Here is an 11,484-nt window from a genome sequence, read left to right as displayed (position 1 = left end):
TCCGCGGCGCTGCCGCGGCGTTTTCAACGATCTCACCCGGACCCGTCTCAGGGCAGCGTCCGACAGTCCAGAAGCGGCTCAGCCGAACGGAGGATGGACTTTCACTCCCATAACGGGCAGCCCGAGTAAGTGCCTCGTGGGGCGATTGTCTGAAATCAGACGGAGGTGGCGCGTCCGGCGTACAGCGCCTCGATCTCGTCGGCGTACTTCTTCATGATCACGTGTCGCTTGAGCTTCAGGCTCGGGGTCAGCTCGTCGGCCTCGATCGTGAAGTCGTGGTCGAGGATGCGGAACGCCTTGATGGCCTCGGCCTTGGACACCGCTTTGTTGGCGTCCTTGATGGCGTCGGTGACCTCCGCCTGGACGTCGGCCCCGGTGGTGTCGGCCTCCGGGTCGATGGTGATCAGGGCGCCGATGTAGGGCCGCTGGTCGCCGACGACGACCGCCTGGCTGATCAGCCGGTGCGCGCGCAGCCGGTCCTCGAGCACGGCCGGCGCGACGTTCTTGCCGCCGGCGGTGACGATGAGCTCCTTCTTGCGGCCGGTGATCGTGACGAAACCGTCGGCGTCGAGCTCGCCGATGTCACCGGTGTGCAGCCACCCGTCCGGGTCGAGAGCCTCCTTGGTGGCGGTGTCGTTGCGCCAGTAGCCGCGGAAGATGTTGTCGCCCCGCAGCAGGATCTCGCCGTCCTCGGCGATCCGCACCGACACGCCGGGAATCGGCCGGCCGACGGTGCCGACCTTGATCGCGTCGGGCATGTTCAACGTCGCCCCGGCGGTCGTCTCGGTCAGCCCGTAGCCCTCGTAGACCGTCACGCCGATGCCGCGGAAGAAGTGACCGAGCCGCGCGCCGAGCGGCGCGCCGCCGGAGACCGCGCCCTTGACCTGGCCGCCGAGCGCGGCGCGGAGCTTGGCGTAGACCAGCTTGTCGAAGACCGCGTGCTTGGCGGCGGTGAGCAGCCCCGGCTTGCCGTCGGCCTCGCTGTAGGCGATCGCGGTGCGCTCGGCCATGTCGAAGATCGCGCCCTTGCCGTCGGCGTGCGCCTTCTGCTTGGCCTGGTTGTAGACCTTCTCGAACACCCGCGGCACCGACAGGATGAACGTCGGCCTGAAGGCCGCGAAGTCGTCGAGCAGCCCCTTGATGTCGCTGGTGTGGCCCATCCGCACCCGGTTCTGCACGCAGCCGACCTCGATGATGCGCGCGAACACGTGCGCCAGCGGCAGGAACAGCAGCGTGGAGTTGCCCGGGCCGAACAGGTCGTCGAGCCCGTTGGTCGTCGTGACCGCGTCGAAGAGGAAGTTGCCGTGCGTGAGCTCGCAGCCCTTGGGCTGCCCGGTGGTGCCGCTCGTGTAGATGACGGTGGCGAGGCTCTCGCCGGTCAGCCCCTTGCGGCGCCGCGCGATCTCGGCGTCGCTGGTGGCACCGGGGTCCAGCGACTCCGCGTCGGCGACCCGCCAGAGGTGGCGCACGCCGGGGACCCGCCCGCGAACCGACTCGAAATCGCGGACGTGGCCATCGGTCTCGAGGAACGCCGCGACCGCGCCGGAGTCGGACAGGATCCACTCGACCTGCTCGGCCGACGACGTCTCGTAGACCGGGACGGTCACCGCGCCGGCGGTCCAGATCGCGTAGTCGATCAGCGTCCACTCGTAGCGGGTGGCGCTCATCAGCGCGACCCGGTCACCCGGCTCGACGCCGCTGGCCGCGAGTGCCTTGGCGAGGGTGGTGACCTGCTGGGCGAACTCGGCGCACGTGACGTCGCGCCACTGGCCGTCGACCTTGCGGCTGAACGCGATCTCGCCCGCGTGCTCGGCCGCGTTGCGGAACACCGCGTCGGTGAGGTTGCCCTCCGGCGGGATGGTCACCGCGGCCGGCGTCGTGTACTCGCGCACGGGTGCTCCTGTGCTGTCGGTCTCAGCGCTGTTTTCCCCAACGGTAGCCGCCGGAGACCGCGGGGATCCGAGGGCGGCTTCAGGGGCCGGTCCTTGCTGCCGACAACCAGCCCGTGACACCTGACCGGTGCCCGCACTGCGGCGCGGCCGTGCCTCCGGCAGCCGCGTGGTGCTCGCTGTGCTACGGCCGGCTGTCGGAGGACGCCGCGCCCGACCCCTTCACCGCGCCGCTCGAGTCGCTGCAGCCGGCCCCCGAGCCGATACCCGAACCGCGTGAGGCTCTTCCGGCCTACGAGGAGTCGACGCACCTCTCCCCGGTCAGCGTCGCCGAACGTCCCGCCGGCTGGCCGTGCCGCGGCTGCCACGCCCTCGTCTCGCTCGACCTGATGGCCTGCCCGACCTGCGGGGCGCCGTTCCTGCCGAGCGACACCGCGGTGACCCTGCCGGTGGTGGGCGACCCGCGCTCGCTGTCCAGCGGCATGAAGATCGCCATCATGGCGGGCGGCTCGACCGCGATCGCACTGGTCGTGTTCCTGGTCTTCGTGGTGCTCGGCTCCCTGCTCTGACCCGGCGCGTCACTAGAGTCGGCTACATGCGGGTGCACGTCGTCTCCGACGTCCACGGCCACGCCGACGCGCTGGCCCGGGCGGGCGACGGTGCCGACGCGCTGATCTGCCTCGGCGACCTGGTCCTCTTCATCGACTACGACGACCACGCCGGCGGCATCTTCGCCGACCTGTTCGGCGCGGCCAACGCCACCAAGCTCATCGAGCTGCGCAGCGCCCGCCGCTTCGACGAGGCACGTGAGTTCTCCCGCAGCCTCTGGGAGGGCGTCGGCGACCGCCGCGCGGTCATCGAGGACGCCGTACGCCGCCAGTACGCCACCCTCTTCGCGGCCATGCCCACCCCGGCGTACCTGACGTTCGGCAACGTCGACGTCCCGCACATGTGGCCGGACTACCTGCGCGACGGCCACACGCTGCTCGACGGGCAGACGGCCGAGATCGGCGGGCTGCGGTTCGGCTTCGTCGGCGGCGGGCTGCAGACGCCCATGCGCACGCCGTACGAGATCTCCGACGAGGACTACGCCGCCAAGGTCGCCGCCCTCGGCCCGGTCGACGTGCTCTGCGCGCACATCCCGCCGGCCATCCCCGAGCTGCTCTACGACGTGCAGGCCCGGCGCCTCGAGCGGGGCAGCCACGCGCTGGTCGACTACATCCGCGAGCACCAGCCCCGCCAGGTGGTCTTCGGCCACGTGCACAACCCGCTGTCCCGGCGTACCCGGATCGGGCGCACCGAGTGCACCAACGTGGGCCACTTCCGCGGGAGCGGCACGCCGTTCGTGCTCGAGTGGTGACCTGGGCGATATCGCCTGATTCGTGCGGCGGGCTGACGGCCCTGGGTCGGATCGCGCCCGCGGGGTAACCTGCCGCGCATGGCCGAGCAGGCGTCGTCGAGCATCGTCATGCGCGCCGACAAGGCGGCGATCATGGACGTGATCGCCGATTTCCCCAGCTATCCCGAGTGGTCGCACTTCATGAAGAAGGTCGAGATCCTCGACCCGGCCGGCCCCGACGGGCGGGCGAAGCAGGTGCGGTTCACCATCGACGCGGGCGTGCTCAAGGACACCTACACCCTCGACTACGACTGGTCCGGCAACGACCAGGTCTCCTGGGTGATGGTCGAGGGCAAGGCGCTGAAGTCGCAGCACGGCAGCTACACGCTCGCCGACGAGGGGGAGGGCTCGACCCAGGTGACCTACCAGCTCGCGGTCGAGCTCAACATGCCGATGCTCGGCATGTTCCGCCGCAAGGCCGAGAAAGTGATCATCGACACCGCGCTGAAAGAGCTCAAGAAGCGGGTGGAGCGCTAGTGGGCTTGGGTTTCCGCGTGGCCGGCCGCTGACGTGCGGGTCATCCTCTTCACCGGCAAGGGCGGCGTCGGCAAGACGACGACGGCCGCCGCGACCGCGACTCTCGCGGCCGGGCGGGGCTGCAAGACGCTCGTGCTGTCGACCGACCCGGCGCACTCGCTGGCCGATGCCTTCGGCGTGGCGCTCGGCGCGGAGCCGACCGAGGTCGACACCGGGCTCTACGGGCAGCAGGTCGACGCGCAGCAGCGGTTCGAGGCCAGCTGGCGCGAGGTGCAGTCGTGGCTGCTGTCCGTGCTCGACGCGGCCGGCGTCGACCGGATGGAGGCCGAGGAGCTGACCGTCCTGCCCGGGGCCGAGGAGCTCCTTGCCCTGCTGGAGGTCCGGGCCCAGGTCGCGTCGGGTCGCTGGGACCTCGTCGCCGTCGACTGCGCGCCCACAGCCGAGACGCTGCGGCTGCTGGCGCTGCCCGAGGCGCTGCGCTGGTACATGGACCGGATCTTCCCGGTCGAGCGGCGGGTCGTGCGCTCGCTGCGGCCGGTGCTGAACCGCGTGGCCGGTGTCCCGATGCCGCACGACCGGGTGTTCGACGCGGTCGAGCGGCTGCACGGCCAGCTCGACGAGGTGCGTGGCGTGCTCACCTCGCCGGCGGCGTCGGTGCGGCTGGTGCTCACGCCCGAGTCGGTCGTGGTCGCCGAAGCCCGGCGGACACTGACGACGCTGTCGCTCTACGGCTACCGGGTCGACGGCGTGGTCGCGAACCGCGTGATCCCCGGGGACGGTGGGGACGCCTGGCGCACCGGCTGGGCGGCCGCGCAATCGGCTCAGCTGGCCGAGGTGGAGGAGTCGTTCGCGCCGCTGCCGGTGTGGCGATCGGCGTATCGGGCCGGCGAACCGGTGGGACTGCCGGAGCTCGCCGCCCTCGGCGCTGCCGTCTACACCGATGTCGACCCGCTCGTCCTGCCGGCGGGGGAAGACCCCGTGCGGGTGGAGCGGTCCGGCTCCGACTTCCTGCTGCAGGTGGCGCTGCCGCTCGCCTCGAAGTCCGACGTCGACCTGGCCCGCCGGGGTGACGACCTGGTCGTCACGGTCGGCTCCCACCGGCGGGTGCTGTCCCTGCCTTCGGCCCTGCGGCGTTGCGTCGTGGCCGGGGCGGCCTTCCGTGAGGGAGTGCTGCGCGTGCGGTTCGAGCCCGACCCGGCGGTCTGGATGCGGTCGTGACCAGCTCCGCCCACGAGCACGGGTCGGTCGCCGAGGAGGCGGCCCGGCTGGTTGACGCGCTCGGGCAGTCGTTCGGCCAGTGGGCACGTGAGGCCCTCGGCGATGTCTCGCTCGACGAGGCGATCGCGACCGGGTCCGCCGAGTGTCAGCTCTGCCCGGTGTGCCGGCTGATCGCGCTGGTCCGTGGCACGCGGCCCGAGACGGTCGAGCACCTGCTGGACGCGGTCGGCTCGCTGACCGCGGCCCTGCGGTCGGCCGTGCAGACGCACGAGCACCACTGGGCCTCGCGGCACGGCGGTCCGGTCGAGCACATCAACGTCGACTGAGCCTGCCATGGGTCTGTCCTGGCTCGGCTTCGCGAGCCTCCGCGCCGGCGCGGCAGCATGAGCCTCGCGATCGGGGTCGACATCGGCGGCACCAAGGTGGCCGCGGGCCTCGTGTCCGAAACCGGCGAGATCCTGCGCCGCGAGCGGCGGCCGACGCCGAGCACCGATCCGGCCGCCGTCGCCGCGGTTGTCGCGTCGGTGGTGGCCGACCTGCGCGCCGAGTCTGACGTCTCTGCCGTCGGAGTGGGTGCGGCGGGCTTCATCGACGCCGACCGGTCGACCGTGCTGTTCGCGCCCAACCTGGCCTGGCGACAAGAACCGCTGCGCGACTCGCTCTCCTCGCTGATCGGCCTGCCGGTCGTCGTGGAGAACGACGCCAACGCGATGGCATGGGCGGAGTACCGGTTCGGCGCCGGCGTCGGCGTCTCGTCGCTCGTTGCCCTGACCGTCGGCACCGGCATCGGCGCGGGGCTGGTCCTCGACGGCCATCTCTACCGCGGCGCGTTCGGCATGGCGGGGGAGCCGGGGCACCTGCGAGTGGTGCCCGACGGGCTGCCGTGCGGATGCGGCAACCGCGGCTGCTGGGAGCAGTACTGCAGCGGCCGCGCGCTGGTCCGGGAGGCGGCAGCCCGCGGGGGCCCGTGGACCGAAGGGCCGGCCGTGACCCTCGCAGCTCAGTCCGGCCATCGCGAGGCGATCGCCGCGTTCGTCGCGGTCGGCACCTGGCTCGGCCAAGGCCTGGCCGACGTGTCAGCTGTCCTCGACCCCGGGCGCTTCGTCATCGGCGGGGGGGTCGGCGCAGCGGGTGACCTCCTGCTCGAGCCGGCCCGGCGCCGCTTCGCCGACGTGCTGATCGGTCGCGGCTACCGGCCGATACCCGACATCGTGCCGGCGTCGTTGGGCGTGGACGCCGGCCTCATCGGCGCCGCCGACCTGGCCCGCCAGTCTGAATGAACCGGGGCTGTCGCAGCCGCCGACCTGCGTGCCCCTCCACGGCGGTAGCGACAGGTGCCGAGCGCCGTCCCATAGATAAGGTCATCTCTCCATGCGAGTCGCCACCACTGATGCTGCGTCGCTGCGCCGGGTCGCCGCCCAGGACTTCGATGTCGTCTGCGTGACGGGCGGGCCGCGCTACCTGCGCTGGCGGTCGCGCGCGGCCAAGCTCGCCCGCGAGGCGGGGCTGCTCTACGTGACCGGGGTAGACGCGCGGTCCGGCGTAGTCCTGCTCGCGCCGCTGCGCACGCACGTCATCGACGTGACCGTGCAAGGCAATGCAGCAGTGGCGCTGGTGGAGGTCGGCGGTCAGCGAGCCGCGGTCGCGACGGGACCGGTCGACTCGCCGTACGACGCGCCGCTCATCGTCTGCGACGCGCCCGGGCCGACGCGGTTGCCGCCGAGCGGCTAGAAAGCCGAGGCCGGCAACCGCTCAGACGACCGCGCCGTCGTCCGGGTCGTCCTCGTCGTCGGACCCGTCCTGCATCCGGTAGACCAGGCTCCCGAACCCGCCGAGCATCAGGCAGACCGCCAGCACCTGCACGGCAGTGTCGGCCGCGTAGTCGAGCACCGACGGCAGCGCGAGCAGCGCCACCCCACCGGCGATCGCGAGCAGCGCGAGCACGGTGACGCTGCGCAGCCTCGGCACCGGCGGCGGCGCGGGCGGCACGAAGTGCTCTTCCTCGTCGAGGTTGATCGGCGCGGCGACGAAGTCGGTCGCCACCCGGTGCACGACGCGCGGCGGCGCCAACGGCGGCCCGTCGAGGTCCTCGGACACCGGCCACGGCGGCACCGGCTCGGCCGACGGCGCCGCGAAGGACTCGACGATCTCGCGCCAGGCGGCGTCCTCGTCGAGATCGGTCGTGGCGGTCGCCGAGTCGAGCAGCGTGTGCGCCCCGCGCTCGGCCCGCGCGTCGACGAAGACCCGGTCGGTGTGCCGGGTCGGCAGGTGCGTCTCGAGGTAGCCGCCGCGCTTGCCCGGGGTCGGTACGACGTAGGCCGCGATGCCCGCCTCCGCCAGATCACCCAGCAGTGCGTCGGCCACGCGCGGGTCGAGGTCGGCGAGCACGACGTAGTGCTCCGCGCTCAGCCCGTTGTCGCGGCGGCCGTCGCGGCCGGGTAGCTCGTCGTGGCGCCCTTCGCGCGACGGCACCCCGGCGGCGTCGTGCTCCGAGCCGGACTGCCCGTGACAGTCCGGACGGTTACCGGGCCCGGACGACTCCACGGCCCCATCGTCGCACGGCTCGCAGGCCGACGCGAGCGGGTCGCCGGGCACACCTCGGACGGATACGCCGTTCGGCGTACGGCGGGGGAGCCGTTCCCGCCGGCGGTGCCCGGCCGACCCGCCGACCCGCCGACGCGAGGTGCGGCGGCGTTGCTCGCCGGGGTAGCGCTCTCTAGGGTGGGCAGCACCGCAGAGAAGGAGCCACCGTGGGCTACTGGATCGTCAAGGCCGTCCTTTCGCCCATCCTGCGCGTGCTGTTCCGGCCCTGGGTCGAGGGACTCGACAACGTCCCGCGCAACGGGCCCGCGATCCTTGCCCCCACGCACCAGTCGTTCCTCGACTCGTTCTTCCTGCCGCTCGTCGTGCCGCGCAAGATCACGTTCGTCGCCAAGTCGGAGTACTTCACCGGTCGCGGGCTCAAGGGTCGCCTGCAGGCGGCGTTCTTCACCGCCGTCGGGCAGGTGCCGATCGACCGGTCCAGCGGGTCGGCTGCCGAGGGCGCGCTCAAGACCCAGCTGAAGCTGCTCGCCGAGGGCAAGCTCTGCGGCATCTACCCCGAGGGCACCCGCTCGCCCGACGGGCGGCTCTACCGCGGCAAGACCGGCGTCGCCCGGCTCGCGCTGCAGAGCGGGGCGCCGGTGATCCCGGTCGCGATGATCAACACCTTCGACATCCAGCCCGCCGGCACGCTGATCCCCAAGATCAAGCGGGTCGGCGTGAAGATCGGGAAGCCGCTCGACTTCTCCCGCTACGCCGGGCTCGCGCACGACCGGTTCGTGCTGCGGTCGGTGACCGACGAGATCATGTACGAGCTGATGCAGCTGTCGGGGCACGAGTACGTCGACACCTACGCCGCCACGGCCAAGCAGGAGATCGAGGAGGCCCGGTCGGCGGCGCGCGAGGCGCTGGTGGCCGACACCCCCCAGCCCCGCCGCAAGGCCAGCTGAACCACCCGCGCTCGGGCCGTCGGGCCCGTAGCGTTGCTCCCCGTGAACCTCCCGCTGTGGCCCGCCGTCTCCGTCTTCCGGGTGGCGGCGCTCGGCTACGCGGCGTTCTCGATCTTCCACGCGAGCGACCACTACGCACGGCCGGGCGTGGGCTGGGGGGCGCTGGTCGCGATGGCCGGCTGGACTCTCGTCGCCGTGGTCTACGCGCGCCGGCCGGCCCGGCGCCCCGCGCTGCGGCTCTTCCTCGGCGCCGACGTCGCGATCGCTGTCGGGCTGGTGCTGGCCGCGGCGACCAACCCGCGGACCTCCTACAAGCTGGCCCAGGCCCTGGAACGCTCGACCGCCGCTTGCCAGCGCCGGTAGCCCGCGTCATCCCGAGGCCCGGGCTCGAAGCGGCGGTCCAGCCGCCAGGTGTCGCGCAGCTCGTCCACCGACGACCAGACGCCGCAGGCGAGCCCGGCCAGAAAAGCAGCACCCAGAGCGGTCGTCTCGGCCACCTGCGGTCGCTGCACCGGCACGCCCAGCTGGGACGCCTGCAGCTGGCAGAGCAGGTTGTTGACCGAGGCGCCCCCGTCGACCGAGAGCACGGGCACCGAGCAGCCGGCGGACGAGGTCATGACCTCGACGACGTCGCGTACCTCGAATGCGATCGCCTCCAGCGTCGCCCGCACCAGGTGCGCCCGCGTCGTCCCGCGGGTCACGCCGAGGATGGCCCCGCGCGCGTCCGGGTCCCAGTGCGGCGCACCGAGCCCGGTCAGCGCCGGCACGAACACCACGCCCTCGCTCGACGGCACCGTGGCGGCCAGCGCCTCGGTCTCCGCCGCCGAACCGATCAGGCCGAGCCCGTCGCGCAACCACTGCACCGCCGCGCCGGTCACGAAGATCGCGCCCTCCAGCGCGTAGACCAGCCCGTCGCCCAGGTCCCACGCCACCGTCGTCAGCAGGTCCGGCGACCGCACCATCTCGCGACCGGTGTTGATGAGCACGAAAGATCCGGTGCCGTACGTGCATTTCGACGACCCGACGTCGAAGCACGCCTGCCCGAACAGCGCCGCCTGCTGGTCGCCCGCGATCCCGCCGATCGGCAGGTCGAGCCCGAGGAATGCCGCCGGATCGGTGCGTCCGAAATCACCGCTCGACGGCCGCACCTCCGGCAAAATCCCTTGCGGTACGCCGAAAAGCTCGCACAGCTCCTCGGACCAACTACCTGAAGAAATGTCGTAGAGCAACGTCCGCGACGCGTTCGACGGATCGGTCGCGTGCACCCGGCCGCCGGTCAGCCGTGCCACCAGGTAGGAGTCGACCGTCCCCGCGACGATGCCGTCGGGCCAGTCCTGGCCGCGCGGTCCGCCGCCGTCCACGATTCCGTTGTCCCGCAACCAGGCCAGCTTCGTGGCCGTGAAGTACGGGTCGAGCCGCAGCCCGGTCAGCTCCGACACGCGCGGCTCGTGGCCCGCGTCGCGCAGGCGGGCGCAGAGGTCCGTCGTACGCCGGTCCTGCCACACGATCGCGCGCCGCGGCGCCGCGAGGGACGCGCGGTCCCACACGACGGCGGTCTCCCGCTGGTTGGTGATGCCGATCGCCACCGGCGTAGGGCCCGCGGCCGCCAGCGCCTGCCGGCAGGCCGACAGCGTCGCCTGCCAGATCTCCTCGGGCTCGTGCTCCACCCAGCCGGGCTTGGGAAAGTGCTGGGCGAACTCCTCGTAGCCGCGCGCCGCCACCCGCCCGTCCTCGGTGACGACGAGCGCGGTCACCCCCGTCGTTCCGGCGTCGATCGCAAGCACAGACACCTGGGTAGTGTCCCGGCCATGCGTATCGGCGTACTCACCGGTGGCGGCGACTGCCCCGGCCTCAATGCGGTCATCCGCGGGGTCGTGCGGAAGGGCGTGCAGGTCTACGGACACGAGTTCGTGGGGTTCCGCGACGGCTGGCGCGGCCCGATCGAGGGCGACACGTGCCCGCTGACCGTCGCCGAGGTCCGCGGCATCCTGCCGCGAGGCGGCACGATCCTCGGCTCGTCGCGGACCAACCCCTACAAGGTCGACGGAGGGCCCGAGGCGATCGTCCGCACGCTCAAGGACCAGGGCATCGACGCCCTCGTGGCGATCGGCGGCGAGGACACGCTCGGCGTCGCCCGCCGGTTGCACGACGAGCTCGGCGTGCAGGTCGTCGGCGTACCCAAGACGATCGACAACGACCTCTCCGCCACCGACTACACGTTCGGCTTCGACACCGCCGTCAACATCGCGACCGAGGCGATCGACCGGCTGCACACGACCGCCGAGTCGCACCACCGCGTGCTGATCGTCGAGGTCATGGGCCGCCACGCCGGCTGGATCGCGCTGCACTCCGGCATGGCCGGCGGCGCCAACGTGATCCTGATCCCGGAGATCCCGTTCGACATCGAGAAGGTGTGCCAGTTCATCGAGCGCCGCTTCCAGACGCGCTACGCCCCGATCGTCGTCGTCGCGGAGGGCGCCACGCCACTCGAGGGCACGATGTCGGTGCGCGCGGGGGAGAAGGACGCGTTCGGCCATGTGCGGCTGTCCGGCATCGGCCAGGTGCTCGAGCAGGAGATCGGCGACCGGCTCGGCCGCGAGGCGCGCGCGACGGTGCTCGGGCACATCCAGCGCGGCGGCACCCCGACCGCCTTCGACCGCTGGCTCGCCACCCGCTTCGGGCTGCACGCGATCGACGCCGTGGACGCGGGTGACTTCGGGAAGATGGTCGCCTTGCGCGGCACGGACATCGTGCGGGTGCCGTTGGCGGAGGCGCTCGACGAGCTGAAGCTGGTCGACCCGTCTCTGTACGCCGAAGCCGAGGTCTTTTTCGGCTGACCGCGTCGGCACCCGCCGCCGTTCCCGGTCAGCCCTTGGCCGCAGCCCGCTCGTGATCAGCCCTCGTTCGCCGTCCCGCCCTCGTTCGCCGTCCCGCCCGCTTCCGCCGTCCCGCCCTCGTTAGCCATCCCGCCCACTTTCGCGTTATGTCATCTGCCGCGGTGTAGGGCCTA

13 protein-coding genes are annotated in these 11,484 nt (G+C 72.2%); 10 read left to right on the top strand and 3 right to left on the bottom strand.

The window, feature by feature from the left end; genetic code table 11:
* Window positions 1-155 precede the first annotated feature (155 nt).
* Window positions 156-1,892 (bottom strand): long-chain fatty acid--CoA ligase, encoded by a 1,737-nt coding sequence (locus tag VFJ21_03440; GenBank protein HET7406173.1) that lies wholly within the window; start codon window positions 1,890-1,892, stop codon window positions 156-158.
* A 113-nt stretch (window positions 1,893-2,005) separates the two neighbouring features.
* On the opposite strand from VFJ21_03440, the gene VFJ21_03435 reads away from it, so the two are divergent.
* The 7 genes from VFJ21_03435 to VFJ21_03405 all read left to right on the top strand — a co-directional run bounded on the left by VFJ21_03435 (window position 2,006) and on the right by VFJ21_03405 (window position 6,714).
* Complete coding sequence (locus tag VFJ21_03435; GenBank protein HET7406172.1) at window positions 2,006-2,458, top strand: zinc ribbon domain-containing protein; 453 nt, start codon at window positions 2,006-2,008, stop codon at window positions 2,456-2,458.
* 26 nt (window positions 2,459-2,484) lie between these two features.
* Window positions 2,485-3,249 carry a metallophosphoesterase gene (locus VFJ21_03430; protein HET7406171.1) on the top strand — a complete coding sequence of 255 codons (765 nt, stop codon included), beginning with the start codon at window positions 2,485-2,487 and terminating at the stop codon, window positions 3,247-3,249.
* 78 nt (window positions 3,250-3,327) lie between these two features.
* A complete protein-coding gene (locus tag VFJ21_03425) occupies window positions 3,328-3,765 on the top strand; it encodes an SRPBCC family protein (protein HET7406170.1) in 438 nt (145 codons plus the stop codon).
* A 33-nt stretch (window positions 3,766-3,798) separates the two neighbouring features.
* Window positions 3,799-4,983 (top strand): ArsA family ATPase, encoded by a 1,185-nt coding sequence (locus VFJ21_03420; GenBank protein HET7406169.1) that lies wholly within the window; start codon window positions 3,799-3,801, stop codon window positions 4,981-4,983.
* The gene (locus VFJ21_03415; GenBank protein ID HET7406168.1) at window positions 4,980-5,309 is read left to right on the top strand and encodes a DUF5304 family protein; all 330 of its coding nucleotides are present in this window, start codon (window positions 4,980-4,982) and stop codon (window positions 5,307-5,309) included. Before VFJ21_03420 ends, VFJ21_03415 begins: the two co-directional genes overlap by 4 nt.
* A gap of 57 nt (window positions 5,310-5,366) precedes the next feature.
* On the top strand, window positions 5,367-6,263 hold the full coding sequence (locus tag VFJ21_03410) for an ROK family glucokinase (GenBank protein ID HET7406167.1): 897 nt from the start codon (window positions 5,367-5,369) through the stop codon (window positions 6,261-6,263).
* 91 nt (window positions 6,264-6,354) lie between these two features.
* The gene (locus VFJ21_03405) at window positions 6,355-6,714 is read left to right on the top strand and encodes a hypothetical protein (protein ID HET7406166.1); all 360 of its coding nucleotides are present in this window, start codon (window positions 6,355-6,357) and stop codon (window positions 6,712-6,714) included.
* A 21-nt stretch (window positions 6,715-6,735) separates the two neighbouring features.
* On the opposite strand, the gene VFJ21_03400 is transcribed toward VFJ21_03405, so the two are convergent.
* Window positions 6,736-7,527: a hypothetical protein gene (locus VFJ21_03400; protein HET7406165.1), complete on the bottom strand. Its 792-nt coding sequence runs from the start codon at window positions 7,525-7,527 to the stop codon at window positions 6,736-6,738.
* Between the two features lie 206 nt (window positions 7,528-7,733).
* On the opposite strand from VFJ21_03400, the gene VFJ21_03395 reads away from it, so the two are divergent.
* Together VFJ21_03395 and VFJ21_03390 are read left to right on the top strand one after the other, a co-directional pair.
* Window positions 7,734-8,474, top strand: coding sequence for a lysophospholipid acyltransferase family protein (locus VFJ21_03395; protein HET7406164.1), 741 nt, complete (start codon window positions 7,734-7,736; stop codon window positions 8,472-8,474).
* A 42-nt stretch (window positions 8,475-8,516) separates the two neighbouring features.
* The gene (locus tag VFJ21_03390) at window positions 8,517-8,837 is read left to right on the top strand and encodes a DUF5931 domain-containing protein (GenBank protein ID HET7406163.1); all 321 of its coding nucleotides are present in this window, start codon (window positions 8,517-8,519) and stop codon (window positions 8,835-8,837) included.
* Here VFJ21_03390 and glpK read toward each other — a convergent pair.
* The gene (glpK, locus tag VFJ21_03385) at window positions 8,783-10,264 is read right to left on the bottom strand and encodes a glycerol kinase GlpK (GenBank protein HET7406162.1); all 1,482 of its coding nucleotides are present in this window, start codon (window positions 10,262-10,264) and stop codon (window positions 8,783-8,785) included. The genes VFJ21_03390 and glpK overlap by 55 nt on opposite strands.
* A gap of 18 nt (window positions 10,265-10,282) precedes the next feature.
* Here glpK and VFJ21_03380 point away from each other — a divergent pair, with 18 nt between their 5' ends.
* Window positions 10,283-11,311, top strand: a complete 1,029-nt coding sequence (locus tag VFJ21_03380) for a 6-phosphofructokinase (GenBank protein ID HET7406161.1) — start codon at window positions 10,283-10,285, stop codon at window positions 11,309-11,311.
* The last annotated feature ends 173 nt before the right edge of the window (window positions 11,312-11,484 follow it).

The sequence above is a fragment of the Mycobacteriales bacterium genome, assembly GCA_035690485.1.
GTDB lineage: Bacteria > Actinomycetota > Actinomycetes > JAFAQI01 > DASSKL01 > DASSKL01.
This window is presented reverse-complemented; position numbering and strand designations above follow the sequence as displayed.

Excerpts from the sequence above, each read along its gene's own strand:
- VFJ21_03430 (HET7406171.1), top strand. The coding sequence starts at position 2,485 with ATGCGGGTGCACGTCGTCTCCGACGTCCACGGCCACGCCGACGCGCTG.
- VFJ21_03425 (HET7406170.1), top strand. The coding sequence starts at position 3,328 with ATGGCCGAGCAGGCGTCGTCGAGCATCGTCATGCGCGCCGACAAGGCG.
- VFJ21_03410 (HET7406167.1), top strand. The coding sequence starts at position 5,367 with ATGAGCCTCGCGATCGGGGTCGACATCGGCGGCACCAAGGTGGCCGCG.
- VFJ21_03405 (HET7406166.1), top strand. The coding sequence starts at position 6,355 with ATGCGAGTCGCCACCACTGATGCTGCGTCGCTGCGCCGGGTCGCCGCC.
- VFJ21_03380 (HET7406161.1), top strand. The coding sequence starts at position 10,283 with ATGCGTATCGGCGTACTCACCGGTGGCGGCGACTGCCCCGGCCTCAAT.